This window comes from Vibrio sp. YT-17 (genome assembly GCF_033337375.1).
Classification (GTDB): Bacteria; Pseudomonadota; Gammaproteobacteria; order Enterobacterales; family Vibrionaceae; genus Vibrio; species Vibrio alginolyticus.
The window spans coordinates 132,162-158,167 of record NZ_JAWOQP010000007.1; the positions used below are offsets into that span (position 1 = coordinate 132,162).

At 45.7% G+C, this 26,006-nt stretch carries 24 protein-coding genes and 1 pseudogene; 6 read left to right on the top strand and 19 right to left on the bottom strand.

The features are described from left to right. Window positions 1-44: 44 nt before the first annotated feature. From R7F67_RS09135 to R7F67_RS09195, 13 genes are all read right to left on the bottom strand, one after another. Window positions 45-1,151, bottom strand: a complete 1,107-nt coding sequence (locus tag R7F67_RS09135) for an NADH:flavin oxidoreductase (RefSeq protein WP_258475779.1) — start codon at window positions 1,149-1,151, stop codon at window positions 45-47. A 672-nt stretch (window positions 1,152-1,823) separates the two neighbouring features. Next, the gene (cyoE, locus tag R7F67_RS09140) at window positions 1,824-2,738 is read right to left on the bottom strand and encodes a heme o synthase (RefSeq protein ID WP_165401665.1); all 915 of its coding nucleotides are present in this window, start codon (window positions 2,736-2,738) and stop codon (window positions 1,824-1,826) included. After that, entirely contained in the window at window positions 2,699-3,010 is a 312-nt protein-coding gene (cyoD, locus tag R7F67_RS09145) for a cytochrome o ubiquinol oxidase subunit IV (protein WP_005375783.1), read from the bottom strand. The genes cyoE and cyoD overlap by 40 nt, the downstream gene beginning before the upstream one ends. Further along, window positions 3,010-3,612 carry a cytochrome o ubiquinol oxidase subunit III gene (gene cyoC / locus R7F67_RS09150; protein ID WP_005375782.1) on the bottom strand — a complete coding sequence of 201 codons (603 nt, stop codon included), beginning with the start codon at window positions 3,610-3,612 and terminating at the stop codon, window positions 3,010-3,012. The genes cyoD and cyoC overlap by 1 nt, the downstream gene beginning before the upstream one ends. Beyond that, window positions 3,602-5,638 carry a cytochrome o ubiquinol oxidase subunit I gene (gene cyoB / locus R7F67_RS09155; protein WP_005375781.1) on the bottom strand — a complete coding sequence of 679 codons (2,037 nt, stop codon included), beginning with the start codon at window positions 5,636-5,638 and terminating at the stop codon, window positions 3,602-3,604. Before cyoB ends, cyoC begins: the two co-directional genes overlap by 11 nt. A 5-nt stretch (window positions 5,639-5,643) precedes the next feature. Then, the gene (cyoA, locus tag R7F67_RS09160) at window positions 5,644-6,525 is read right to left on the bottom strand and encodes a ubiquinol oxidase subunit II (RefSeq protein WP_258494893.1); all 882 of its coding nucleotides are present in this window, start codon (window positions 6,523-6,525) and stop codon (window positions 5,644-5,646) included. A gap of 798 nt (window positions 6,526-7,323) precedes the next feature. Further along, window positions 7,324-8,082 (bottom strand): SDR family oxidoreductase, encoded by a 759-nt coding sequence (locus tag R7F67_RS09165; protein ID WP_005375778.1) that lies wholly within the window; start codon window positions 8,080-8,082, stop codon window positions 7,324-7,326. 110 nt (window positions 8,083-8,192) lie between these two features. Continuing rightward, complete coding sequence (gene mmsB / locus R7F67_RS09170) at window positions 8,193-9,098, bottom strand: 3-hydroxyisobutyrate dehydrogenase (protein WP_005375775.1); 906 nt, start codon at window positions 9,096-9,098, stop codon at window positions 8,193-8,195. An 11-nt stretch (window positions 9,099-9,109) separates the two neighbouring features. Beyond that, window positions 9,110-10,249, bottom strand: coding sequence for an enoyl-CoA hydratase/isomerase family protein (locus R7F67_RS09175; protein ID WP_064354636.1), 1,140 nt, complete (start codon window positions 10,247-10,249; stop codon window positions 9,110-9,112). A gap of 8 nt (window positions 10,250-10,257) precedes the next feature. Next, window positions 10,258-11,043 (bottom strand): enoyl-CoA hydratase, encoded by a 786-nt coding sequence (locus tag R7F67_RS09180; RefSeq protein WP_258494892.1) that lies wholly within the window; start codon window positions 11,041-11,043, stop codon window positions 10,258-10,260. 38 nt (window positions 11,044-11,081) lie between these two features. Next, a complete protein-coding gene (locus tag R7F67_RS09185; RefSeq protein ID WP_318057158.1) occupies window positions 11,082-12,236 on the bottom strand; it encodes an acyl-CoA dehydrogenase family protein in 1,155 nt (384 codons plus the stop codon). Window positions 12,237-12,255: 19 nt separating this feature from the next. Then, window positions 12,256-13,749, bottom strand: a complete 1,494-nt coding sequence (locus tag R7F67_RS09190) for a CoA-acylating methylmalonate-semialdehyde dehydrogenase (RefSeq protein ID WP_258494889.1) — start codon at window positions 13,747-13,749, stop codon at window positions 12,256-12,258. A gap of 23 nt (window positions 13,750-13,772) precedes the next feature. Then, complete coding sequence (locus R7F67_RS09195; RefSeq protein ID WP_238972450.1) at window positions 13,773-14,984, bottom strand: acetyl-CoA C-acyltransferase; 1,212 nt, start codon at window positions 14,982-14,984, stop codon at window positions 13,773-13,775. A gap of 275 nt (window positions 14,985-15,259) precedes the next feature. Between R7F67_RS09195 and R7F67_RS09200 the strand changes: the two genes are divergently transcribed. From R7F67_RS09200 to R7F67_RS09220, 5 genes are all read left to right on the top strand, one after another. Further along, window positions 15,260-15,634 (top strand): MerR family transcriptional regulator, encoded by a 375-nt coding sequence (locus R7F67_RS09200; protein ID WP_017821195.1) that lies wholly within the window; start codon window positions 15,260-15,262, stop codon window positions 15,632-15,634. Between the two features lie 66 nt (window positions 15,635-15,700). After that, window positions 15,701-16,870 carry an isovaleryl-CoA dehydrogenase gene (locus R7F67_RS09205; RefSeq protein WP_005375766.1) on the top strand — a complete coding sequence of 390 codons (1,170 nt, stop codon included), beginning with the start codon at window positions 15,701-15,703 and terminating at the stop codon, window positions 16,868-16,870. A gap of 25 nt (window positions 16,871-16,895) precedes the next feature. After that, entirely contained in the window at window positions 16,896-18,500 is a 1,605-nt protein-coding gene (locus R7F67_RS09210) for a carboxyl transferase domain-containing protein (RefSeq protein ID WP_258494888.1), read from the top strand. 29 nt (window positions 18,501-18,529) lie between these two features. Next, window positions 18,530-19,369 carry an enoyl-CoA hydratase-related protein gene (locus R7F67_RS09215; RefSeq protein ID WP_206969244.1) on the top strand — a complete coding sequence of 280 codons (840 nt, stop codon included), beginning with the start codon at window positions 18,530-18,532 and terminating at the stop codon, window positions 19,367-19,369. Continuing rightward, the gene (locus R7F67_RS09220; protein WP_258494886.1) at window positions 19,369-20,277 is read left to right on the top strand and encodes a hydroxymethylglutaryl-CoA lyase; all 909 of its coding nucleotides are present in this window, start codon (window positions 19,369-19,371) and stop codon (window positions 20,275-20,277) included. The genes R7F67_RS09215 and R7F67_RS09220 overlap by 1 nt, the downstream gene beginning before the upstream one ends. 46 nt (window positions 20,278-20,323) lie before the next feature. Here R7F67_RS09220 and R7F67_RS09225 read toward each other — a convergent pair whose 3' ends face one another. The 4 genes and pseudogenes from R7F67_RS09225 to R7F67_RS09235 form a co-directional block, all read right to left on the bottom strand. Next, window positions 20,324-21,202 (bottom strand): DMT family transporter, encoded by an 879-nt coding sequence (locus R7F67_RS09225; protein WP_005375761.1) that lies wholly within the window; start codon window positions 21,200-21,202, stop codon window positions 20,324-20,326. Between the two features lie 391 nt (window positions 21,203-21,593). Beyond that, a complete protein-coding gene (locus R7F67_RS25150) occupies window positions 21,594-22,130 on the bottom strand; it encodes a methyl-accepting chemotaxis protein (protein WP_372036153.1) in 537 nt (178 codons plus the stop codon). Further along, window positions 22,128-22,907: pseudogene (locus tag R7F67_RS25155) on the bottom strand (PAS domain-containing protein); the annotation flags it as partial. The gene R7F67_RS25150 and the pseudogene R7F67_RS25155, both read right to left, overlap by 3 nt. A 417-nt stretch (window positions 22,908-23,324) precedes the next feature. Beyond that, on the bottom strand, window positions 23,325-23,495 hold the full coding sequence (locus R7F67_RS09235; RefSeq protein ID WP_258671987.1) for a hypothetical protein: 171 nt from the start codon (window positions 23,493-23,495) through the stop codon (window positions 23,325-23,327). Between the two features lie 174 nt (window positions 23,496-23,669). Between R7F67_RS09235 and R7F67_RS09240 the strand changes: the two genes are divergently transcribed. Next, the gene (locus tag R7F67_RS09240) at window positions 23,670-24,110 is read left to right on the top strand and encodes a phosphate-starvation-inducible PsiE family protein (RefSeq protein ID WP_005375731.1); all 441 of its coding nucleotides are present in this window, start codon (window positions 23,670-23,672) and stop codon (window positions 24,108-24,110) included. A gap of 421 nt (window positions 24,111-24,531) precedes the next feature. Here R7F67_RS09240 and R7F67_RS09245 read toward each other — a convergent pair whose 3' ends face one another. Further along, window positions 24,532-25,140 (bottom strand): MarC family protein, encoded by a 609-nt coding sequence (locus tag R7F67_RS09245; RefSeq protein WP_017635732.1) that lies wholly within the window; start codon window positions 25,138-25,140, stop codon window positions 24,532-24,534. A 279-nt stretch (window positions 25,141-25,419) separates the two neighbouring features. Further along, window positions 25,420-25,845 (bottom strand): TraR/DksA C4-type zinc finger protein, encoded by a 426-nt coding sequence (locus tag R7F67_RS09250; protein ID WP_053303728.1) that lies wholly within the window; start codon window positions 25,843-25,845, stop codon window positions 25,420-25,422. Window positions 25,846-26,006: the final 161 nt, after the last annotated feature.

A 26,006-nucleotide genomic window follows, 5' to 3' on the forward strand; every position in this document is an offset into this window, starting at 1 on the left:
TATTCAGAGTGGAGGCTAATTTGTATTTGTGTATTCGCTTCGTTCTATTTTTTGCGACGATTTCGGTTCTTATACACCACGCAAAAGTTACCACGCTTGGTACGACACTTTGAGCAACGTTCACAATCTACTGGTGCGCGATTGCCTTCTTTCCAACGTTTGATCAACTGTGGCTCAGCCAATAAAGGGCGTGACACAGCAAAAAATTGGATATCTGTGTTTTCTGCAATTTTCTCAATCGCATCAATGTCGCTCAGCCCGCCGACAGTAATCACCGGTATGCTAACGTCCTGACTGATCACGTGACCATATTCGTGAAAGTAACCTTCTTCTTGTAGTATGTAACCATCGAACGTTTGACCAACAAGTTCGTTTGCTTTGCCGTGAACATTGCCAGATACGATGATCGCATCAACGCCTACTTCTTCAAGTTTCTTACAGACGACGCGAGTTTCATCGAACGTTAAACCGCCGTCAAAGAACTCAGTTGCCGTCAGTTTAACGAGGATGGGAAATTCGCTTCCAACCAGCTTTCTGGTTTCAGAATAAATTTCTAAAAGAAAGCGCATGCGATTTTCTAAGCCATCACCATATTCGTCTTCGCGACGATTATAGTACGGGCTTAAAAACTGGTTAATTAAATAAGTGTGCGCCGCATGAATCTCTACGCCGTCAAAACCAGCGTCTTGAGCACGTTTGCTCGCCAATGCGAATGCCTTTACGATGTAGTCGATTTCGTCCTTTGTCATCGCTTTGCCTTGCGTATTTGTACCACGCTCAGGCACGTCACTCGGAGCGAAGATGACACGCTCACCGACGTTATGGGTGGTTTTGGTGCCACCGTAAGCAATTTGCATCACGATTTTAGAATCTTGTTGATGTACTAGCTCTGTTAGCTTTTTGTATTCTTCAATAAAAGAGTCGTTGTAGATCCCCATCATACCTGCGTTGGGTTTCTCTTCTTCAACGATATTGGCATAACCCGTGACAATAAGCCCAACCTCCCCTTTCGCAAGCGTTTCGTAAATATCGTAAAGCTTTGCCGTCATGTGACCATCTTCGGTCGCCATGTTCTCCCACGTTGCGCTTCTCACAAAACGGTTCTTTAGGGTCATGTTGCCAATGCGGGCTTCGGAAAACAAAATGCTCAAAACCAGTCCTCTTAAAGTTGTCTTTATGTTTTATCTTTTCGCAAGTAAACAAGAACGAAAAAGGAACAGCGATACACGATGTATGGCTGTTCCTTCTCTGAATCCTTGAGACCTGCAAACTACAGGCGCACCTTAATGCCTCGGAGACGACAAAACTTTAATCTGGGTTAATGTTTAGTGAGTTTTTAGATTATGTAAAAAGATGATTCTTAATCGTGTTCATTTCACTGGAGCTAAGATGCTTCCTCACCTACTTTCAGTCGTAAAACTTTTGTATTTCGCTAGCTGGTGATTCAACTCAAACATTCACATTGTTAGTTTGTATGCTGCTATGGGAACTAGCACTCCCCCCAAATGTTTACATTACAAACTATCGATATTGAATTCTCATATGGTAAGTAGAGTTATTGCGCTGTTTATACTTTTTAGCTTAATCGTCGCTATCTCTTGACATTATTACGAGTCAGCGGAAACGCGCGATCTACTATGTTTTACACACTGGTTGTTTTTGCTTTTAGATATGAATACGTGATAGTGAAGCTAGAGGAGGAACAGGAAAAACAGGGAAAATAAAGGACAATAGAAAGTTAAATGACCTTACTTCTAGGTAAGGTCATTCATGCATTCAGCAGCAAAAGATATTGGCGCTTAGCAAACGCTTAGGTTTGGTTGTTACAGAGCTAGAGGAATCAACTCGACGCCAAGCACACCACTAATCCCCATCACCACTAGCAGTGAGACTTTAAACACCGACTTTGACCAAGCGATGTAGTTGTTGTCATCAATGCTGCGAAAGGTCACTTTCGTCCACATAAAGCAAACAACCGCTGCAACTGCTAAGTATTCATACCCTGCTTCACCTAGTAAAAATAACCCCAACGATACTGCTCCAAACGCTACGACATACGCTTTCATGTGTCGATGCGCTTTATGAATGCCTTCTTTAAGTGGCAATACGGGAATCCCGGCTTCTCGGTAGTCTTGCATGCGGAACATGGCAATGGCATACGAGTGCGGCATTTGCCAGAGACAGAACATGGTAAAGAGTAAAATCGCTTCCAAGCTAATGAAGTTTGTTACCGCTAAGTAACCCACCAATGGCGGAACTGCGCCTGAGATACTTCCCACTAAGGTTCCATACACCGAGTTACGTTTGTACCACATCGTGTAAAAGAACACGTAATACACGTAGCCAAGCAACACGACGACAGCGGATAGTGGGTTCACTCGGATAAATAACAGTGCGGTTCCTACCAGCAATAAAGCAAGTGCATAAACAAACGCAATATCGATATTGATGTTGCCTTTCACTGTTTCACGATTTCGTGTACGTGCCATCTTCTGGTCGATATCACGATCGAAAATATTATTCACCACACAACCTGAAGCGATGACTAACCCAACACCAACTAACGTCGTAACGAACAGCATTAGACTGGCTGGTTCTGTTTTTGCGGCGAGGAAGAACCCCGCCGCAACAGAAATCAGGTTGCCGAAAATAATGCCCGGTTTAGTGATAGACAAATAACTTTTCAGCATACCTTGACCTACAACTTCATGTTGACGTTCATGTTGTAGATGATCCATACCGAGCCAGCGATAAGGATAAGTACAACAATGGCGGTAAACATCAGTGATACAAGGTTCCAACGTCCGTCGGATGTTTTTGTTTCCATGTGCAAGAAGTATTTAAAGTGAACAAATATCTGCACTAATGCACATCCAAATAGAATCGCATAGGTCGTTGTATCTGGTAATGATTTCGTCCAAACAAAGTAGAACGGAATTACCGTCAGAATCAGTGAGGCAATAAAGCCTTTCACGTAATCTGACGAACTGGTTTCTACATGTTGATCCATTACATTACCCCCAGTAAGTAAACGATGGTAAAGACACAAATCCAAACGATATCTAGAAAGTGCCAGAATAGGCTTAAGCAGTTAAAGCGCATTGCCATATTGTCGTTCAGACCTTTCGTCGACAGTTGATGATACGCTACCGCTAACCAAATCAGACCAAAGGTTACGTGCAGGCCGTGCGTACCAACCAACGTAAAGAATGCCGACAGGAATGCACTTGTTTGTGGCCCATAGCCTTCTTCAATCAGGTGATGGAACTCATAGACCTCCATACAGATAAAGCCAAGACCAAGCGCGAACGTGACTAACATCCAGCGTTTGAGACCAGCAACGTTGTTGCGCTTCATCGCGATAATGCCAAAACCAAATGTGATACTGCTAAACAGCAGCAGCATGGTTTCGACAAACACGAATGGGAGTTCGAAAATGTCTTTACCTGTTGGGCCCGCAATTGAATTGCTCGACAGCACAGCGTAAGTCGCGAACAAGGTCGCAAACAATACACAGTCACTCATCAGGTAAACCCAGAAGCCAAATAGCTTGTTGCCATTCGTGTCATGGTGGTGATCATGGTCGTGATGTGCTGCGATATTAGTTTGCATACGTCACCTCCAGATCATCTTTACTTTCGCTGTCTTTCACTGAGTTTTTCTTCGCTTCTTCAAGCTGAGCTCGACGTTCAGCCTCAATTGCTTTGATCTCTTCAACTTCCACGTAGTAATCCACATCATCGTTATAGCTATGCTGAATACACGTCACGATAATACCGACCAAACTTGCCGCCGCTAGCCACCAGATGTACCAAATCATGCCGAAGCCAAATAGGAGCGACCAAGCCGACACGTAGATGCCTGTTGCCGTGTTTTTTGGCATATGAATACGTTCGTATTCCACTTCTTTAGTTGGATCGAACTCGCCACTTTGTTTCTGGTACCAGAAGGCATCCAGCACATCACCTTTTGGTAGGTGCGCAAAGTTGTAGAACGGCGGTGGAGACGATGTTGCCCACTCAAGAGTACGACCACCCCACGGGTCACCAGTTAGATCACGATTTTGCTCGCGGTCACGGATACTCACGTAAATTTGGATGAACTGAGACAATACGCCCAGCGCAATCACAACCGTACCTGCTGCGGCAATCGACAACAGTGGGAAGTATTCTGGGTTGATGTCTTGGCTTAAACGACGAGTCATCCCCATGAAGCCCAGCGCGTAAAGCGGTAAGAACGCCATTAAGAAACCAATAATCCAAAGATAGAACGCGCGTTTGCCCCAAGTTTCATTCATGGTGAAACCGGTCGCTTTCGGGAACCAGTAAGTGATCGCAGCGAAACATCCAAACACCACACCACCGATGATAACATTGTGGAAGTGAGCGATAAGGAATACTGAGTTATGCAGAACGAAATCTGCGCCCGGAACAGCCATTAGTACGCCCGTCATACCACCAACAGTAAAGGTGATAAGGAAGCCCACCGTCCACATCATTGGCGTCGTAAAGCGGATGCGGCCTTTGTACATCGTGAATAGCCAGTTGAAGATCTTCACCCCTGTTGGGATAGAAATGATCATCGTGGCAATACCGAAGAAGGCATTTACGTTCGCGCCAGACCCCATCGTAAAGAAGTGGTGTAGCCAAACGACAAAGGCAAGAATCGTGATAACTACGGTAGCCCAAACTAGCGATGTGTAACCGAACAACTTTTTACGTGAGAAGGTTGCGGTGACTTCTGAGAACACACCAAAAATTGGCAAGATCAAGATGTACACTTCTGGGTGACCCCAAGCCCAAATCAGGTTGACGTACATCATTACGTTGCCGCCAAGATCATTGGTAAAGAAGTGCATGCCTAGGTATCTATCCAGCGTAAGCAGAGCGATAGTCACCGTTAGGATTGGGAATGAAATGATGATCAAAATGTTTGCACACAGAGACGCCCAAGTGAAAACTGGCATCTTCATCATTGGCATAGACGGTGTACGCATACGCAAAATGGTCGCGAAGAAGTTCACGCCTGTTAACGTCGTACCAACACCTGATATCTGCAGCGCCCAAATCCAATAGTCGACCCCGACTCCTGGGCTAGCCTCAATACCTGAAAGCGGCGGATACGCCAACCAGCCGGTACGACCAAATTCACCTAAGCCGAGAGACATGTTTGTTAGGATGACACCTACAACAAACAGCCAGAAGCTCAAGTTATTCAGATACGGGAAAGCTACGTCACGCGCACCAATCTGCAATGGCACGATGATGTTCATCAGACCAATGACCAATGGCATCGCTACGAAGAAGATCATGATCACGCCATGGGCAGTAAAAATTTGATCGTAGTGATGCGGTGGTAAGTAACCTGCTTCACCCGCAGAAGAAAGGAGTTGCTGACTACGCATCATGACTGCGTCAGCAAAACCACGAACAAGCATCACCATCGCTACTGCGATGTACATGAAGCCAAGTTTTTTATGGTCTACTGAAGTAAACCATTCATTCCACAAATATTGCCACTTTCCGGCTTTGGTCACCGCGTAAACTACGGCTAAACCAACCAGCGCCACAACCGCTAGGGTGATGACAATAATAGGTTCGTGGAATGGAACTGAATCAAGAGTTAATCTTCCAAACATTACGATTATCCTTGGTTTTCAGGCAAACAGTTCATTGAACCAGGATGCTGAGTCACAACGTCGGTGAACAAGAACGGAGGAACGCTAGAGAACAAAGTGACTGGCTCTGCGATACTTGGCGCTGCGAGTGAGCTGTATTGCTCCCAATCTTCAATACGATCAGGGCTCGCCTTCACTTTCTGCACCCAATTTAGGAACGCAGCACGATCAGACATTGCTGAAGCTGTGAACTTCATTTGCGAAAAGCCTTCGCCGCTGTAGTTCGATGCAAAACCCTTGTAGTCACCTTCGTGGTTCGCTATGAGGTTGAGCTTGGTTACCATGCCTGGCATCGCGTAGATCTGTGTACCTAAGCGAGGGATGAAAAACGCGTTCATGATGTTGTCCGAAGTCAGTTTGAACTGCACTGGCACGTCTTTCGGGAACGCCACATAGTTCACCGTCGCAATGTTTTCTTCTGGATAGATGAACAACCATTTCCAATCGAGTGACACCACTTCGATGGTCATTGGTTTAACATTACTTTCCAAAGGTTTGGATGGCTCTAGTTCATGAGTCGAACGCCATGTGATCGTCGCAAGAATCGCAATGATGATGATTGGAATTGTCCATACCACCACTTCGATTTTGGTTGAGTGTGACCACTCGGGTGCGTACTCTTCTTCAGTGTTAGAGGCGCGGTATCGGTAAGCGAAGTAAATCGTCATTAAAATCACAGGGATTACAACGATCAACATCAGCAAAAGAGCAGTAATAATTAACTCTTTTTCTTGCACACCAATGGCACCTTTGGGGTCAAGTAAAGCTGAATTACATCCTGAGAGCATAAGTATGACGGACGCCAAACTTCCCCTCGACAAGATGCGTTTATATCTTGAGGCTTCCATTAACTTTCTCGATGGTTGTCTGGTTTCAAAGCAGATGCCAATCAAAGTAAATAAGAGCTCACACATAGCGCAGAGGTAATGTATGAGAACAAGAAGAAACTTCGATAAGTAGTTATTCTACTTACAATTTTTCAACTTCGTCATCAAGCATTTAACCAGCTAGAATGAACCGTTATTTACTACGATACGATTGGTACCAAGCCAAGAACCAGTTGTTATAGTCATTAGAATGTTTATGTGTTGAGCATGAGTAACGTCGGGCTCAGAGCGAAACAAAACGGAATTGAGTGGAGATCAAAACCACACTCTTAGTGTGAGTTTATTGTTACACTTTGAAACACTATGTTACATTTGGCGCATTATGAGGAGTAAAAAGTTAAAGCTCATTAGCCACAACTGGAAACTAACCTTCCATTAATGGAAGTTACACACTTTAAATCGAATATTAACCTCAACACGAATTTCTCGTGCTTCAACAATTAATTATTTAAAAACAAATAGTTGAAACTTAAAATTGATGAGACTGACTATCAACTTCATTTGCGCAGATAGCCTTAATGAGAAGCGGAAACTAAAAAACCAAAAGTGTGATCAGCATCAAATTAATGATTTCACTTAATATTTGAGTGGTATTTACATCTCTTTATTGGATTGTGAGAAATCATTCCCAAGGTAAATCCAAACATAAGTTGTAAATACATTTGGGTTGCGCAGAATTAGCACTCCACAACATAGAAAATGTTGAAATGGAAAGAGACTTATTATTCAGGTCTATCAGAGCCTTATTTCAGTGATCACTTACATACGAATGCCGCCATCCACTTCTAAAACCCTGCCAGTAAAGTAATCACTCTCAATAATGTATTTTACTGCATGCGCGATTTCGCTTGTTTCGCCCATCCTGCCAACTGGGATCATCTTTTCTAATCGCTCTATGGCTTCTGGTTTCATTTGCTCTGCCATCGCGGTATGAACTACACCTGGTGCAACCGCCGCCGCGCGAATACCGTATCTTGCGAGCTCACGAGCCCATGTTGTCGCCATGGTCGCGACCGCCGCTTTTGACGCAGAATAATTGGTTTGTCCGATATTCCCTGCTCTCGCAACACTAGAAATATTGATGATAACGCCTTGGGAGCCACTCTCAATCATCTTGACGGCAGCTTCACGCCCACACAAAAATGTTCCTGTCACGTTAACGTTCATGACCAAATTGAATTGATCCAAAGACATCTTACTGATCACGCCATCTTTTGCTTTTACAAGTAACCCATCTCTTAATACGCCAGCGTTATTGACTAACCCATTGAGTTGACCAAAATCTTGGATAATCGCTTCAAACGTGGTTTCAACGTCGATTTCGTTGGTGACATCCACTTGATATGTCAACGCTTTCGCACTCAGCATTCGACACTGCTCTTGTGTTTCCATTAAGCCACTGGCGTTTACATCCAACAACGCTAAATCAGCGCCAGCTTGAGCAAGGGTAATGGCCATCATTTGCCCAAGCCCCTGCCCTGCTCCTGTAATGGCAATAACACTACTTTTTATGTCCATATTGGTGCACTCCATAGCTCGTAATGTTCTCTATCTCAACCAGTCTAAGTTGGCCGAAATGATGCGCGTTTTACGTCACCATCTCGGGCTGGTTTGTCACAAAACTCGGTCTAGCCTTTCTTACTCTTGTATAACTCAAATAAGCTTGAGAAATCGAGTTCGCCGTGGCCGCTCGCGTTGTGGAAAGAATATAAGTTGCGCGCTAACGACCCCATCGGAACCGAAGAATGTGTTTGTAACGCCGCATCTAACCCCAAGCCGAGATCTTTTAGCATGAGTTTGCTCATAAAGCCCGGTTGGTAATCGTGACTGGCTGGCGCACTGTCCATCACGCCTGGGCAAGGATTGTAAAGCTCCAATGCCCAATTTCGGCCAGAGCTTTGCAGCATGATGTTTGATAGCACTTTTGGATCGAGTCCATGATCGATACCTAGGTTTAATGCCTCGCACGTACCAGACATTAAAATGCCGAGCATAAGGTTGTTACAGATTTTTGCCATTTGACCATCGCCTGCTTTGCCAGCATGGAAAACATTTTTTCCCATATACTGCAAAATCGCATTGGCTTTAGAAAACGCTTGATCCGAACCACCAACAATAAAGGTTAATGTCGCCGCTTTCGCGCCAGCAACGCCCCCCGAAACGGGCGCGTCGACAAACAACACGCGTTTATTTGCCGCTTCATTGGCGACTAATCGCGCAGAGTCCGGATCAATGGTTGAACAATCAATCATCAAGGTACTTGGCGAGACAAGATTGAGGACACCTACGCCACCGTGTAAGTCACCAAGATACACGGAACGAACGTGAGACCCTGCTGGTAGCATCGTGATGACTGTGCTAGCACCATCTACTACCTCTTCGATAGAGCTCGCCACCACCGCACCAAAAGGTACTAGTTGCTTTGCGGCTTCGCTATCGACATCGAATACTTGCACGTTAAATCCAGACGCGAGTAAGTTTTGCGCCATAGGATGCCCCATCCTTCCTAAACCGATAAATGCGATGGTACTCATGATCATTCTCCTTATTGACCTAGTGTTTGTTCACCCAAATTAGCAAGCGGATGCTCGTTATCTGACCAAAGCGAGGTAAACAAAGTATCGATAACATCTTCATCGACTTCACTGACACTGTTAAATATCCAGCTCGGCTCGCCATCCCGGTCAATGAGCCGAGAACGGACGCCCTCTTTAAACTCACCTAATAAGGCACTGCGAACCGACAAACTCAACTCTAAACGGAAGCAATCTGCAAGCGGTAAGCTGTGGTACTCTTTCACTTGTCTAAAGCAAATATGCGCGGTGATCGGACTGCCCGATGCGAACGTTTGTTTCGCGTTTTCTATCCACTGACTGTTCCCGTCGATAGCCATGATTCGCTGTGCTATCGTATTAAGATCAAAGCCTTTGCACGCTTCCTCTATCTGATCTAAGTATGGACAAATTTGCGTGGTTGGTTTGCTATCAATAACTTGTTCTTCCATTAACTGTAGTAGTGCAGTTACCAACTCTTTCGCATCTTCTTTGCCCCACTGGAGCCGCTTCAGCTCATCCAGTAAGGTGGGATACTGCTCTTCCAACAGTAACCAATCGGCCAAACCAATAGTGACAGCGTCACTTGAATTAACCATTGAACCTGTCAATCCGAGGAATAAACCCACTTGCGGATCTATCTGGCTTAAAAACCACGTACCTCCCACATCAGGATACAGTCCAATATTGATTTCTGGCATAGCAAGGCGTGATGTTGTTGTCACAACTTTATGGCTGGTTCCCATAAAAAGCCCCATCCCACCGCCCATGACAATACCTTCTCCCCAACCGATAATGGGTTTGTTGTAAGTGTGAATGAGATAGTCACACTCATACTCCAACGAGAAATAGTCCGTACAGAACTCTACGATTTTTTCTTTACTCTCGTTATGCATGACGTGATACATAGCTCGAACATCACCACCAGCACAGAATGCTTTTTCTCCAGCGCCAGTGAGTACCACACAAGTCACATGCGGATCGTCTTGCCACTTGATAAGCTGATCGTTAAGTTGGACTAACATGTCATACGTCAATGCATTCAATGAAGCGGTGTTGTCTAACGTTGCGATACCAATGCGGTGCACGCCATCTAAGCACTCTATTTCACTGATGGTTACCATCCCTGCCATGTGGCCTCCTATCGGTTTTTCCATTGCGGTGGGCGTTTTTCTAAAAAGGCGCGAACACCCTCGACTTGATCTTCCGTATCAAAAAGATTCAGAAACAACTCTCGCTCTTTCATTAAGCCGTGCTGAAGTGGCGCAGAGCGCATATTTTGAATGAGCGCCTTACATGCGGCGACAGAAGATGGCGACTGGTTCGAAACAGATTCAGCAAGCTCTAGCGCTTTACTTAAAGCTTCGCCTTTGGGAACCAACTCCTCAACTAGGCCTAGTTCTTTTGCTTTGTCAGCGCTGACTTGCTCTCCACATAAAATGATGCGCTTTGCCCAGCCTTCCCCCACTAACGCTGTGAGGTTTTGGGTACCACCAGCACAGGGCAAAAGTCCGACTTTGGCTTCAGGTAAAGCAAGTACCGCTTGCTCTTCAACGACTCGAATGTCACAAGCTAATGCCACTTCTAACCCTCCGCCCATGGCGTAACCATTAATGGCGGCAATGGAAACACCACGGAATTCAGAGAGCGTTTCAAACGCTTCACCAAAGCATCGCGCCATGTCTAATGCAACCGCTTTGTCACCATCAGAAAATAGCTTGAGATCCGCACCAGCAGAGAAAAACTTGTCTCCACTGCCAGTTAAAACCAATGAATAGACCTGCTTATCATCGTTAAGTGTGAGTATCAGCGACTTCAGTGCCTTGAGGCTCTCTGCTGTCCACGTATTGGCTGGCGGGTTGTTCATTGTCACCACCGCAACGTGATTAGTGATCGTATGTTGAATGGCTGCTTGGGTTAATGGCATATCTGAATCCTTTCTCAATGAGCAAATACCATACTTTGCTAAAGCAAAGCCGACTCCTCAGAGAGCAAACGACGTGCGATGATTAAACGCATAATTTCGTTCGTTCCCTCCAGAATTTGATGCACACGCACATCTCTGAAATGACGCTCCATTGGATACTCTTTGATGTAACCATAGCCACCATAAAGCTGCAGCGCGTGGTCGCAAACCTGAAAGCCCACATCGGTTGCGAACCGTTTTGCCATCGCGCAATAAGCCGTAGCATCAGGGTCATTTCGGTCGAGCTTGCTGGCGGCATAGCGCACTAACTGCCGTGCAGCCACGAGCTCTGTCGCCATGTCTGCTAATTTGAATTGTAAGGCTTGAAACTGCGCAAGCGGTTTGCCGAACTGCTTACGCTCCTGAATATACTGTGTCGCCTGTTCAAGGGCCTGTTGAGCCGTACCGACGGAACAGGTCGCAATATTTATACGCCCTCCATCAAGCCCTTTCATCGCAAAGACAAAACCTTGCCCTTCTTCGCCCAGTAAATGGCTAGCTGGAATAACGACATTTTCAAAAGTAACCGCTCGTGTTGGTTGGCTGTTCCAGCCCATTTTGGGTTCTTTGCGCCCATAGCTGATACCATCTGCGTGAGCAGGAACAACAAATGCAGACACGCCTTTGGCACCCTCATCTCCGGTTCGCGCCATCACGACCAAAACATCTGTCTCTCCTGCGCCAGAGATAAAGGTTTTGCCACCATTCAGCACGTAAGTATCACCTTTTTTGCTCGCGGTTGTGGCCAACGAAGCGGCATCCGACCCCGCACTAGGCTCGGTTAAGCAATATGAACCCAACCACTCGCCAGAGACCAGCTTAGGGCAATATTTAGCTCTCACTTCTTCGTTCGAGAAACTCGCGATCATCCAACTCACCATATTGTGGATAGTCATGAAAGCGGTCGTCGACGTACAGCCCATTGAGAGTTGTTCAAAGATAATTGACGCATCCAAACGGCTTAACCCTAAGCCGCCATGTTCTTCTGGTGTGTAGAGACTGAGAAACCCCAGTTCCCCCGCCTCTCTCAATACGTCTTTGGGGAAGATCTGCTTTTCATCCCACTCCGCCGCCATCGGTGCTAAACGCTCATCGGCAAATTGTTGAGCGGTATCGGCAAATGCACGTTGATCTTCATTAAGTTCAAAGTCCATAAAAGCTCCTTTTATTCACTCAGCGCAGTTGGATGGTCAGATTGAGCCCCGTTGGAATATCGTCATCAAACCAACGCGCCGTCACCGTTTTGGTCTCGGTATAAAAACGCACTGCTTGTTTACCATACGCATGTAAATCACCATAGAAACTGCCTCTCCAACCAGTAAAGGAGAAAAATGGTAAAGGGACTGGAATTGGCACATTAATCCCCACTTGACCGACTTGAATGTCATGCTGATATTTTCTCGCAGCAGCGCCATTAGCGGTAAATATAGAAGTTCCGTTGCCGTAAGGGTTGCGATTCACCAACTCAATGGCCTCTTGCAACGTTTCGACTTCCATACAAACTAAAACAGGGCCAAATATCTCTTGCGTGTAAATCGACATGTTCGCTGTTACACCGCTAAACAAGGTTGGGCCAATCCAGTTTCCATCGGGAAAGCCGTCCACTTCACACTGACTGCCATCGAGTTCACACACTGCGCCTTGTTGTTTGCCATCTTCAATTAGGTCCAATACGCGTTGTTTGGCTTGCTCACTGATCAGTGGGCCATAAGCGGCCTGCTCATCATCCCACGGTCCTGGGTGTACTTTCGCCATCGCCAGTTTAAGGTCTGCAATCCATTGTTTTGAATCGCCGACAAATACCGCAACAGAAATCGCCATACAGCGTTGCCCCGCAGCCCCAAAGGAGGATCCGATTAGGTTATTCACCACTTGATCTTTGTTTGCATCAGGCATGATCACCATGTGATTCTTTGCACCAGCAAAAGCTTGAACCCGTTTAAAATGTTTAGTCCCTGTGGTGTAGATATAACGGGCAACGGGAACCGAGCCAACAAATGACACCGCTCGAATATCAGGATGAGCCAGAAGAAAGTCGACTTGCTCTTTGCGGCCATGAACGATCTGCAACACTCCTTTCGGCGCGCCAGCTTGCTCAAATAGTTCAGCTAAACGAATAGAGGTCAACGGCACTTGTTCGGAGGGTTTAAGCACAAATGTATTGCCCGCAGCGATAGCGATTGGGAACATCCACAACGGAATCATGGCAGGAAAGTTAAATGGCGTAATGCCGCAACACACACCTAGGGGCTGAATCATTGAGTAACTATCAATATCCGTGGCAACGTTTTCGACGGTTTCGCCCATCATGTTGCTGGCAATATTTGCAGCCTGCTCAACAACCTCTATGCCTCGCCACACATCGCCTTTAGCATCCGCTAAAATCTTACCCGTTTCATGAGAAAGCAGTGTGGCAAGCTCATCATGATGCTCTTTGAGCAAGTGCTGATAACGCAGCATGACTCTGGCACGCTCGGATACTGCCACTTCCTTCCAGGATTGGAATGTCTCTTTCGCATTATCAATGGCGGCTTCCATCTCGTGCTCTGTGGAACATGGAACGTACGCAATGACATCATTAGTGGCGGGATTGGTTACCTCAACCCAATCCGATGTTTGAGATTCACGAAACTCGCCACCAATAAACAAGGGAACGAAACGAGTCATCATTTACTCCTTTCTGATTTCAATTAAAGCGGTATTTCAATGCCTATCGCCGTGGCTTCTCCACCACCGATACAAAGTGACGCAACACCCCGCATCACTTTTTTGGCTTCGAGATCACCATTGGTGCCTAGCGCTTGTAGCTGACGCAAACTGTGAATCAATGTCACCAGAATTCGTGCGCCACTAGCCCCTATCGGATGCCCAAGCGCACAAGCTCCACCTTTAATATTTACTTTGCTCGTATCAAGCCCAAGTTCCGCCACCGCTATTTGTGTCACGACCACAAAGGCTTCATTGATTTCCCACAGGTCCACTTCATAAATTGACCAATCTAGCTGGAACAGCAGTTGCTCAATTGCGTAGACGGGTGCCAAAGTAAATTCTGAAGGTTTTCTGGCATGTGTAGAGTGCGCCTTGATGATCGCAAGTGGTTTAAGCCCCTGATGACGCGCAGTGTCTTCATCCATAAGCACAAGAGCCGCCGCGCCATCTGAAATGGCACTCGAATTAGCAGCGGTCACCGTACCTTTTTCATCGAATGCAGGTTTGAGTTGAGGAATTTTACCAAGGTCAATCGAGCGAGGGTGCTCATCGTAGTCCAGCACCGCTTGTTCTGACTTGGTATTGAGTGAAACCGGCGAAAGTTCATCGGCAAACAAGCCTCGCTCTTGAGCTTCCAACGCACGTTTTGCCGACATCACGGCCCATTCATCCATTTGCTCTCTGGTGAACTTAAGCCTGTCAGCGACTTGCTGAGCATAAACACCCATTAAGTGCCCTTCGTAAGCATCTTGTAGCCCATCGAGAAACATGTGGTCATACGTAGACTGGTGCCCCATGCGCATTCCCTTTCTCGCCTCCCTCAGCAAATACGGCGCATTGGTCATACTTTCCATACCACCAGCAATGGCTGAGCGAATCGTTCCAGCTTTAATGAGATCGTGCGCTAACATGACGCTCTTCATGCCAGAGCCACACACTTTGTTAATGGTGGTGCACCCTACGCCCAAAGGAAGATGTGCCCCCATAGATGCTTGCCTAGCAGGAGCTTGTCCACACCCTGCTGGAAGCACACATCCCATGAACACTTCATCCACCGAAGTCACATTCACTTCGTGCATTGCCGCCTTGATCGCCAGTGCGCCTAATTGAGGAGCAGAGTAAGTTTGCAACTTGCCTTGAAAGCGCCCAATTGGCGTTCTTTTCGCGCTGACAATCCAGATGTCTTTTCCCATGATTCGCATTCCCTTAAGGTATATGTGAACACTTGGCAGACTGATGACACCCTACATAGAATTACTCACCAAGCGCCACACCAGCCTTTATCGCCTTTTTCACTAACAAACTTTCATTCCGCGATTTCTTGACGTTTACGTAAGCATAGCACTAGCCTTTACAATGAGATGAAAAAACACACCAAGCAGACGTTTATATTTCAAAGTTGATGTTCGGCCTTCCCATTTAAGGTTCGATTTCCAGAGACTGGATTTTTATTCGAGGTAAGTATGTTATGGAAAAATACAAGATCAGTGACCTCGCCAAGGAGTTTGATATTACTACTCGCAGTATCCGGTTTTATGAAGACGTGGGTCTGATTGAACCAGAGCGAAAAGGCAATATGCGCGTTTATCAACGCAGGGATAGAATTCGCCTCAAACTGATTTTAAGAGGGAAACGACTCGGTTTTTCGTTGGCAGAAATTCGTGAACTTTTCGAGCTCTACGACATGCAACAAACCGAAGGACAGTTGTTGAAAATGCTCAATATCATTGAAGAGAAACAAGCCGTCCTACAGCAACAACTCAACGACATCAGCGTCGTTATGGCAGAGTTGAATGCCGCTAAGGAGCGTTGTATTCAAACACTCAAAAGCAAGCAGACATAAACGCTATACTCAATTAGCAACACCGCTACAGGCTTTTCCACCTTACCTCTGATACCGGGAGACGTTATGAAAAGCACCTATACCCCACTCAATTTCGGACTTGGTGATACCATCGATATGCTCCGAGAACACGTTAATGCCTTTGCTACGGAGCATATTGCGCCCATCGCCGCTGAGATAGACCGCGATAACCAGTTCCCGAATCATTTATGGCCTTTGTTGGGAGAAATGGGGTTGCTTGGTGTGACCGTCGATGAAGAGCTTGGTGGTGCAGGCATGGGATACCTCGCTCATGTTGTTGCCATGGAAGAAATCAGCCGTGCCTCTGCGTCTGTCGCTTTAAGCTACGGAGCTCATTCTAACCTGTGCGTCAACCAAATCTTTCGTAACGGCACACCTTCTCAACGCGAAAAGTACCTTCCAAAACTCATTGATGGTACGCACGTTGGCGCCCTAGCGATGAGTGAGCCCAATGCCGGTTCAGACGTGATAAGCATGCAACTGAAAGCGGAAAACAAGGGCGACCATTTTGTACTGAATGGCAACAAAATGTGGATAACAAACGGGCCCGATGCTGACGTAGTGGTGCTTTACGCTAAAACGGATGTCAGCGCAGGTTCACGTGGCATTACCGCATTCATTATTGAACGTAACTTCGCAGGTTTCACTCATGCTCAAAAGCTGGACAAGCTAGGCATGAGAGGCTCGAATACTTGCGAACTTGTATTTAACCATTGCGTAGTGCCAAAAGAGAATATTCTTGGCGAGTTGAATCAAGGCGTCGAGGTGTTAATGAGTGGGCTGGATTACGAGCGCGTCGTCCTCGCTGCCGGACCACTCGGGATAATGCAAGCTTGCATGGACATTGTGGTCCCGTACGTACATGAACGAGAGCAGTTTGGAAAACCCATTGGCGAGTTTCAGTTAGTTCAGGGCAAGATCGCCGATATGTACTCTCGAATGAGTGCAGCAAAAGCGTATGTATATACCGTCGCAGCGGCTTGTGATCGAGGTAACGCAACACGCAAAGACGCCGCTGGCGCGATTTTGTACAGTGCAGAACTCGCCACACAAATGGCACTCGATGCAATACAACTGCTCGGTGGGAATGGCTACATCAATGAATACCCTGCTGGTCGTTTGCTACGTGATGCAAAGCTTTATGAAATCGGCGCGGGTACCTCAGAGATTCGCCGCATGTTAATAGGCCGAGAGCTGTTCGAAGAATCTCGCTAACGGAACATACGACAAGGAAGTCATTATGGCCATTATCAAAAGTAAAACTAAGCCAACTGACGAGTTATTTCTTTCCAATAAAGCTGCGATGGAAACGTTGGTCACTCAACTTAATCAACACATCGAGACCATCAAACAGGGCGGCGGTGAAAAAGCCATTCAGCACCAGAGGCAAAAAGGAAAACTCCCCGCACGAGAACGCATCGCGCGCTTGCTTGATGACAACACTGACTTTCTTGAAATCAGCCAGTTTGCCGCCTGGCAAGTGTATGACGAAGCGATCCCCTGCGCTGGTGTTATCGCCGGCATTGGTATCATAGAGGGGATTCAATGCATGGTCATCGCCAACGATGCTTCGGTAAAAGGCGGAACCTACTACCCACTCACGGTAAAAAAACACCTTAGAGCGCAAGAGATTGCCCAACGTTGCCAACTCCCCTGCGTGTATTTGGTGGACTCCGGTGGCGCAAATCTCCCTCATCAGTCCGACGTCTTCCCCGACAAAGAACACTTTGGTCGCATTTTCTTTAACCAAGCGAGAATGTCAGCGAAAGGCATCCCCCAAGTTGCTGTTGTGATGGGGCTTTGCACTGCTGGGGGCGCGTACGTTCCTGCCATGGCGGATGTCTCCATTATGGTTAAAGAGCAAGGCACCATTTTTTTGGCGGGACCACCTTTGGTGAAAGCAGCCACTGGCGAAGTCGTGACGGGTGAAGAGCTCGGCGGTGCAGACGTGCATTGTCGGAAATCTGGTGTCGCAGATTATTACGCTGAAAATGATGAACATGCCCTAATGCTTGCGAGAGAAGCCATTGCCAATGCCAATAGAACAAGACCTGTTAAGCCAGAAAGCACCGTACTTCCTCCCCGCTACGACGCAGAAGAAATCTACGGAATCGTGAATGCCAACTTACGACTGTCATTCGACGTTCGAGAAATTATTGCCCGCATCGTCGATGATTCTGATTTCGACGAATTCAAAGCCTTGTATGGCAGGACGCTAGTGTGTGGCTTCGCTCGTATTCAAGGACACTTGATTGGTATTGTGGCAAACAACGGTATCTTGTTTTCTGAATCGGCACAAAAAGGCGCGCACTTTATTGAGCTGTGCGCCAAACGGAAAGCACCGCTTCTCTTTCTCCAAAACATTACCGGCTTTATGGTCGGAAAAAAGGTTGAAGAAGAAGGCATCGCAAAACATGGCGCCAAGTTAGTGATGGCCGTCGCTTGTGCTGACGTGCCGAAGTTTACCGTGATCATCGGTGGATCGTACGGCGCTGGTAATTACGGCATGTGCGGCCGAGCGTATGATCCAACCATGATGTGGATGTGGCCGAACGCGCGTATTTCTGTGATGGGCGGAGAACAAGCAGCAGGCGTTTTAACACAAGTTCGAAAAGACGCGAAGGAACGTCAGGGGGAAGCGTGGTCAGAGCAAGAAGAGCACATTTTTAGAGAATCGATCATAGACTTGTATGAAACACAAGGACATCCCTATTTTGCGAGTGCTCGGCTATGGGATGACGGAATTATTGACCCTAAAAAAACGCGTCAGGTGTTGAGTCAAGCGTTAACGGCAGCATTAAATGCCCCCATTCCTGATAGCGAGTTTGGCGTCTTCAGAATGTAAACATCCAAAGATGAATTAAGGAAGTTAGTATGCAGGAAATGCAACCAAGCATTATTCCCAACGCCCAAAGGCAAGATGATGTTCTTTGGCATGTCGATGATAATGGCGTAGCGACCATTACCCTAAACAGAACAGCTAAACACAATGCTTTTGACGCTTGTACGATCGACTTGCTGATCCACCGCCTAGATTATCTCGCTTTACGAACGGATGTGCGGTGCTTGGTATTAAGAAGTAACGGCAAGCACTTTTCATCCGGGGCCGATTTGAATTGGATGCAGTCGATGGCCGACAGCACGAGGCAAGATAACTTCGTTGATGCCCAAAACTTGGCAAGACTCATGGAAACATTAGATTCGTTCCCTCAACCCACCATCGCAGTTGTTCAAGGTTCCGCTTATGGTGGTGCTTTAGGGTTGATTTGTTGTAGTGATATCGCCATCGCAAGCCAAAGTGCCAAATTTTGCTTAAGTGAAGTTAAGCTTGGTTTAGTTCCAGCGACCATTGCGCCTTACGTCATGCGCGCGATGGGGAATAGACAAGCTAGACGCTATATCTTAAGTGGTGAAGTCATTTCAGCCGAAGATGCCGAACGGTTTGGTATTGTGCACGAAGTGAAAGAAGCCAAACAGCTTGAAAATGCGGTCGATAGTGTAATCAAGACGTTGCTACTTAATAGCCCAGATGCGATGCGTAAAGCGAAAACTCTCTGCCATCAATGTCATCAAAACCCCATCGATCAACAACTGATTCACTATACTAGCAAGCTCATTGCGGACATTAGAGTATCACCCCAAGGTCAAGATGGGCTGCAAGCGTTTCTTGAAAAACGAAGCCCAAGTTGGGTAACCAAATCACAGGACAAGTAATGCTGCCTTCCAAAGTAAATATTGTCGAAGTAGGTCCACGAGATGGATTGCAAAATGAATCTCCTGTTGCGACCCAGACTAAAATCCGGTTGATCAACTTACTCTCTGATACTGGGCTAACGCATATTGAGGCGGGCTCTTTTGTTTCGCCCAAATGGGTGCCACAAATGGCGGACTCAACAGAGGTCATGAAAGCAATAACAAGGCGAAATCATGTTACTTATTCTGTCCTGACACCAAACCTAAAAGGCTTCGAACAAGCCTTGGAGGCTGGTGCCAATCAGGTCGCAATTTTCACTTCATCATCAGAAGGATTCTGCCAACACAATATCAATTGCTCGATTGCAGAAAGTTTAACTCGCTTCGAGCCTGTAATGCGATTAGCCACCAAACACAACATCCCTGTTCGAGGTTATCTATCCTGCGTTGCAGATTGCCCTTACGACGGTCCAACAGCCCCTAAACAGGTGGCGAGCGTGACCAAATCGCTCATCGATTTAGGGTGCTATGAAGTATCTCTAGGCGATACAATCGGCACAGGCACGCCAAATCGAATTGCTGCTATGCTGGAAGCCGTCATGTTGGTTGCACCTCTTCCCCAGCTTGCTGTCCATTTCCACGATACATGGGGACAAGCTCTCACCAACATTCATCAAGCCTTGAGTATGGGCATCAATACCATCGACAGCAGTGTCGCTGGGCTGGGTGGATGTCCATACGCTCATGGCGCATCAGGAAATGTCGCAACGGAGGATGTACTATATTTATGCCAAGGGTTAGGAATAGAAACGGGGATCGACTTAGAGCTACTGGCTAAAGCTGGCTGGATGATCAGCGAAGAGCTGGGTCGGCAGCCTACATCAAAAGTGTCATTAGCATTGCGTAACCGCGTATTATCACTTTCGTAGAAGGCCATCCGGCACCTCAAATTCTCCCAACCCAAGTTAATTTGCTCTACTTTCGAGTTGGGAAGCGAAACCGCCCGCCAGTACGATAAATAATTAGAGAAAATAAGATAAGCACACAACCTACTAGTTTATTTGCCGTTAGCACTTCGCCATACCACAGCACGCTCAGAATAACCGTCCAAACTGGTTCTAATATCATAATTAGAGCAGCGTTACCTGCCTGAACAAATTTTTGCCCCATGGTTTGCATTACGTAACGCAAGCTCGTCGCTAATAAGGTACTCAACGCAAACCACCACCAAATAGAGGAGTCCACCTCTGCCGGGAAAGATTCCATAAAAAATGAAACCAACAAACCTAAACAACCTGCTGAAAAAAGTTGCACGCAAGTAAGCAGCAGCACAGGTAGTTTTTGAGAGTATTTGCTGTTCACATTAAAATGAAGCGCCAAAACCAGTGCTGCACCAAGAAACCACAATTGACTGGCCGATTGTTTCCAGCCACCAACTAAAGAAAGACAAGCAAGACCTAATACAGCGATAGGCAAAGAAAGCCAGAAAATTCGTTGTGGTCGTTGACGAAACATAACCCATGCAACAATCGGCACAAACAGCATGGAAAGGCTCATGATAAATGCGCCTTCCCCAAGAGTATCACTGATAGAAATAGCGTAAATCCATGTCATAACGGCACTGCCTAACAGGAGCCCGACACCACCAGCAGAAAGCACATCTTTTAAGTTTGCTTTCAGCAAAGGTCGGTAACATAGAGGCAGTAAGCAGAGCGAAGCGATAGTAAATCGCGCCCCAATAAAGCCAAAAGGTGGTAAACCCTGTATTGTTTCCTTAGAGAATATCCAGCCAAGTGCAGCGATCATCGTCGTCGCAACCAGAATAACCGTCGCTTTGCGTTCTGAGTTAAACATAAGTACTCACAAAATATGGAACACACAATAGCGCAGCAAGAGAGTTTTACTGCGCTATTGTGTAAATTTGAAAGGGGTTTGTGTCGAGCGAAAAAGTGAAAGCCCGATCCTCTCCTGTATTGTTGTCACGCAGATTGAAGTTCTGCTGCTAGATACATTAAATGCAGGCAAAGTCTTAAGGCAAGCCTTTTCGCATACTAAATTACTTTAGCATTCTATACAGCAAGCAAACTGGCTAAAACCTGTACCGGGTGTCGAACTACCTCCCCTTCAAAACGCTTAACTTGACTGCGGCAGGAGTAGTATTGCGACTTCAGCGCTCCTCAATACAGGTTGAATAAGGCGAATTGCTTTTTACCCATCGCCCCTACAATGAAAACTTATTGATTAACTACAACGAGCGGTTAAATTGCTCCACGGCCTCTACAACACGGCTAGCGCCATCTTGTATTTCATTCATCACATTGCCTGCTTTTTCAGAGAGCTCTAGCGTATCTAGTGCTTCTTTTTGGCATTTAGCGATCAGCTTAACTGCGTTATCTGTTCGCTGTAGGTTTTCACTGACCATTGTGACAATTTCATCGGTGGTTGCATTGGTTCTTGTAGCAAGCTGTCTGACTTCATCAGCAACAACGGCAAAACCTCTACCATGCTCACCCGCACGAGCCGCTTCTATCGCCGCATTTAACGCCAATAAGTTAGTTTGGTCAGCGATACCACTGATGCTATTTACCAACTCGCTAATACGCGATGAGTGCGCTTTAAGCTCGTCAATCGCGGTGTTCGCTTGCTGCATTTGCTCGGAAAGTATCTGCATCTTTTCTAACGTTGAGCCTATAACCTCTTGCCCTTGCAGGGTTTGTGTTCCAGTTTCTTGGGAGATTTCGTTCGCCAATTGCGCAGCCTGGGCCATTTTCTGTTCCTGCATCACCTGCTGGGTAATATCTGTCGCGAACTTAACGACCTTGTAGAGCTCTCCTCTGTCGTTATGGATAGGGTTATATGAAGCCTCTAGCCACACCTCTTCACCATAACGGTTAACTCGTTTGAATCGCTCTGATGAAAATTGCCCTTTTGCTAAACGTTGCCAAAACTCACGGTAAGCTTGAGAGCTCGACTCTTCCTGATCACAAAACATGCGATGATGCTTCCCTAGAATCTGATCAAGCGTATAACCCATTGTGTTTAGGAAATTATCGTTGGCTTTTAAAACATGGCCATCTAATGTGAACTCAATCACCGCCATAGAACGACTTAATGCATTTAGCATGTCCTCTTGCTCACGGGATGATTTGATCGTTCGCGTAAGTTCAGAAGCAAAAACAAAAAAGCTTTCTACTTCTCTGCGCTCATTTAAAACAGGCTGGATAATCGTTCTTAACCAGGCTTCCTCACCATTACCTTTCTGTACTTGCAATGCCCCATTCCAGAACACTTTATCTTGGACGGCTTTCTTCATTCGATGAAAGTGGTCTGTATTGCGCGAATTTGACGGTACCAATTCAGTAATTGATTTCTTTAAGATCTCATCATCATGTAAGAAAAGTTCTTGCTGTAGTTTGGTATTTGCAGAAGTAATGAGGCCTTTACTATCCAATGTTAAGCGGATCATCTCTTCATCTAAACTGGTTTGGATTTGCTGCAGGATTTGCAACTCCTGCTTTAATCGTTGATTTTCTTGTTGAAGCGACTTATTAAAAAACATGACTTTCTCTCATTTGACCGACCTTCGGATTAGTCAAAGGTTTATTATTTGTATACCGAATAAACTGCAAGCGGCAAAATCGTTTGGTTGCATATTCAAACGCGATTTCTATTTCTTATCAAAGGACCCCGCTGGGAATACGGCGATTTTTTCTCCAGTGTAACCTAAGCGCAGTATACTGAAATTTCTTCAGCACCCAAGTTGTTTATATATTTATCAATATTAAAGCTCTTTATCGCCAATTTGAGGTTTGTATTTGTGGATATACTTATTATATGGAGAAGTGGTGTGTTCAGATCAATAAGCCTTTTCATTTAAAAAAAGGGCCTTGACTTAGTTCCAATAATTTTCGCCGTTTTACCGCTTTTCCACCCGACTTTTGAGCGATTACCCACTCCTTATTCGCTTGTATTTCTATTAATAGCGCACGGAGGAACCAGCAACAAGCGCATCGATTTGCCCAGTATCAATACGTTGTGGTATCCGCTCATTCAGTTTGCCGTGAAGGTGATGAATCACCACCTCACCAGTCGACTCGTCACGATCAGAAATGAGGTAATGAGGTAATGAGGTAATAACGCATGACACCAGAGATTACATTATGTGTCCAACATTGTGCCCACTCCTAAGTTTCATAACTTCCTTCCCTCGGACGCTTCTATCTCTCACCACAGCAACTATGCTTTAAACGACATGTATTCAATTGTCTAGCTTCAACATATGAAGGTTAAGTGAACATAAACAAGCGAAGGAAACAGGGCCATGGAAGTCGATAAAAATGATAAGTTAACAAAAAAATTACAGATAGTGATTCATTGGTCTGTAAGAGTATTGTCGATAGTTATGTTGTTTGTAATCGTCATGGGTGTGATAGATGTTGCATGGACGATATATCAAAAACTTATCACGCCACCTAAACTCATTCTGACGATTTCAGATATGCTAGCCACTTTTGGTGCTTTTATGGCCGTTTTAATTGCTATTGAAATTTTCATCAATATAACTATTTACCTGAGAGAAAATGTTATTCATGTAAAAATCGTCATGGCCACCGCGCTGATGGCAATCTCCCGAAAGGTCATTATTATAGACTTTGAAACCTTGTCTCCAATGTACCTGATTGGAATTGCGGCTGTAGTTCTTAGTATGAGTCTTGGTTACTGGCTGATCCATAAACTGCCCAATAAGAGCCATACTGAATAAACTTCTCAGCCTCCCAAATTTTCAGATACTCTCAAGGCATGAAAAAGTCTTGTCTTAGCACGTTGGAAGCTAATAAATTCCTCCATGCTAGGCTCTATATACTGCGAGACTACAAGAGTATAGAGTAGTGCCTAGGCGGAGAAATTATCGATATTGTTTTCTAGCAGCTAATCTTTGAGTATTGGCACAGCTCAATGGGGGCAAGTGTTGCTCCAGTTCCCCCATCTGATATATACCCTCAACATCTATGCATTTTACTTTCAACTTTTCCGTGGTCCTCTTAAACAAGGTCGTCACGAGTAGCCTGAAGGATTACATCCGGCTAGAAGTAACAGCCAGAAAAGTGATTGTCAGGTGGTCGGTCATCTCGCCGTAAAATTAGCTCTTAACGTATACCTTCAGCTCAGTTTGCGAAAAAGCCTTAAAGGTCAAAGTAACTTTCAATCCCATTCAGAGTGTTGGTCGTGGCCACAGCGGCTAATATCAACCCCATGATCCGACTTACAGCACTAGCTCCTGTATTCCCAATAATCCTGTGTATGCCGCTGGCCATTAATAGCAAGATATAAACAACCAATAGTACCAGCAGCATCATAGCCACGGTCTGGACTTGCTCCCAAATATTAAACCGCACGTTCTCTGTGAGTAAAACGGCGGCTAATATTGCGCCAGGGCTAGCAATTGATGGAATGGCTAGAGGAAAAACTGCTGTATCATGATGACTATTGAGCGTTCTGATTTCTTCTGCTGGTTTACTCTCACCAAATATCATAGTCAAAGCAAACAAGAACAATACGATACCGCCCGAGATTTGAAACGCAGACAAGGGAATACGCATTGCTGTAAGTATGATTTCACCAGCAACAACAAAAAACAGTAGGATAGCAGCGGAGAATAGAGTCGCAAACAGAGCGACCTTACGCTTTGCCACTTCTTCATAGCTTTTTGTGGCTGCGATAAAAACGGGCACAGTACCTATGGGATCGATGACAGCAAAGAAAAAGATAAAAGTTGCCACAAAGTCAATCATGCTACTTCTCCAGTACCAATTTAGCTTTAAGGATAGAAGATCAGCTTGAAGTAGCAGAGAAAATGTTTGACGCTAACATAGCGAGAGCTCATTCAGAAAAACAAAAATGGTGCGTTATTTACAATACAGAACTTACTTCTATCCTATCGATAACTATTAATATCTCAAAGGTAATGACTACCATACCTAACGGTAGTCGCCATCGCTTTAGACTTCTCAGAGAACATCAAAAAAAACAAGTGAACGAGAAGAATATCGACGTCATAAGATAGTGAGGCTTTAGTGTTTATACCAGTGCTCTTTTGACTCCATTTGAGCTTTTACTTCTGCACTATATTCAGCGGTAGGTCGCGCCAATAACCTTGGAATGCCGATAGGTTCTCCGGACTCTAAACAGTAGCCATACTCCCCTGCGCGCAAGCGAGCCAACGATTGTTGAATCTTAGGTAACAGCTTTTGCTCTCTGTCTATGATTCTTAACGCGATTGCAGATTGCTCCTCACTGGACGCCCTATCGCTTTCGTCACTGAATTCCATTGGCGCAATCATCTCTTCTTTCGCACGTTCAATATGCGCTAACGTCGATTCATAAAGCTCAAATAATCGGTTTTCAAAAAACGCGAGCTGAGCTTCATTCATATAATCCGCCTCGGGCGCTGCAAGAATTTCTTCTTCTGTCATGACATGCTTTTTCTCTTCGTTCATAGAACCTCCACACCGAGATAAGAGTTCGATCTCTAAATTCCGGACATCTGAACCTGTGCAACTAAACGACAAATAAAGCCGCCAATAAGGTGCAGTGCTCGACACACTCACAAACTGCTTGATGCCAGAGTTAAGATCACCGACTATATTAATTGTTATAT

Excerpts from the sequence above, each read along its gene's own strand:
- cyoE (WP_165401665.1), bottom strand. The coding sequence starts at position 2,738 with ATGGATCATCTACAACATGAACGTCAACATGAAGTTGTAGGTCAAGGT.
- cyoD (WP_005375783.1), bottom strand. The coding sequence starts at position 3,010 with ATGGATCAACATGTAGAAACCAGTTCGTCAGATTACGTGAAAGGCTTT.
- cyoC (WP_005375782.1), bottom strand. The coding sequence starts at position 3,612 with ATGCAAACTAATATCGCAGCACATCACGACCATGATCACCACCATGAC.
- cyoB (WP_005375781.1), bottom strand. The coding sequence starts at position 5,638 with ATGTTTGGAAGATTAACTCTTGATTCAGTTCCATTCCACGAACCTATT.
- cyoA (WP_258494893.1), bottom strand. The coding sequence starts at position 6,525 with ATGGAAGCCTCAAGATATAAACGCATCTTGTCGAGGGGAAGTTTGGCG.
- R7F67_RS09165 (WP_005375778.1), bottom strand. The coding sequence starts at position 8,082 with ATGGACATAAAAAGTAGTGTTATTGCCATTACAGGAGCAGGGCAGGGG.
- mmsB (WP_005375775.1), bottom strand. The coding sequence starts at position 9,098 with ATGAGTACCATCGCATTTATCGGTTTAGGAAGGATGGGGCATCCTATG.
- R7F67_RS09175 (WP_064354636.1), bottom strand. The coding sequence starts at position 10,249 with ATGGCAGGGATGGTAACCATCAGTGAAATAGAGTGCTTAGATGGCGTG.
- R7F67_RS09180 (WP_258494892.1), bottom strand. The coding sequence starts at position 11,043 with ATGCCATTAACCCAAGCAGCCATTCAACATACGATCACTAATCACGTT.
- R7F67_RS09185 (WP_318057158.1), bottom strand. The coding sequence starts at position 12,236 with ATGGACTTTGAACTTAATGAAGATCAACGTGCATTTGCCGATACCGCT.
- R7F67_RS09190 (WP_258494889.1), bottom strand. The coding sequence starts at position 13,749 with ATGACTCGTTTCGTTCCCTTGTTTATTGGTGGCGAGTTTCGTGAATCT.
- R7F67_RS09195 (WP_238972450.1), bottom strand. The coding sequence starts at position 14,984 with ATGGGAAAAGACATCTGGATTGTCAGCGCGAAAAGAACGCCAATTGGG.
- R7F67_RS09200 (WP_017821195.1), top strand. The coding sequence starts at position 15,260 with ATGGAAAAATACAAGATCAGTGACCTCGCCAAGGAGTTTGATATTACT.
- R7F67_RS09205 (WP_005375766.1), top strand. The coding sequence starts at position 15,701 with ATGAAAAGCACCTATACCCCACTCAATTTCGGACTTGGTGATACCATC.
- R7F67_RS09210 (WP_258494888.1), top strand. The coding sequence starts at position 16,896 with ATGGCCATTATCAAAAGTAAAACTAAGCCAACTGACGAGTTATTTCTT.
- R7F67_RS09215 (WP_206969244.1), top strand. The coding sequence starts at position 18,530 with ATGCAGGAAATGCAACCAAGCATTATTCCCAACGCCCAAAGGCAAGAT.
- R7F67_RS09220 (WP_258494886.1), top strand. The coding sequence starts at position 19,369 with ATGCTGCCTTCCAAAGTAAATATTGTCGAAGTAGGTCCACGAGATGGA.
- R7F67_RS09225 (WP_005375761.1), bottom strand. The coding sequence starts at position 21,202 with ATGTTTAACTCAGAACGCAAAGCGACGGTTATTCTGGTTGCGACGACG.
- R7F67_RS25150 (WP_372036153.1), bottom strand. The coding sequence starts at position 22,130 with ATGCAGGAACAGAAAATGGCCCAGGCTGCGCAATTGGCGAACGAAATC.
- R7F67_RS09240 (WP_005375731.1), top strand. The coding sequence starts at position 23,670 with ATGGAAGTCGATAAAAATGATAAGTTAACAAAAAAATTACAGATAGTG.
- R7F67_RS09245 (WP_017635732.1), bottom strand. The coding sequence starts at position 25,140 with ATGATTGACTTTGTGGCAACTTTTATCTTTTTCTTTGCTGTCATCGAT.
- R7F67_RS09250 (WP_053303728.1), bottom strand. The coding sequence starts at position 25,845 with ATGAACGAAGAGAAAAAGCATGTCATGACAGAAGAAGAAATTCTTGCA.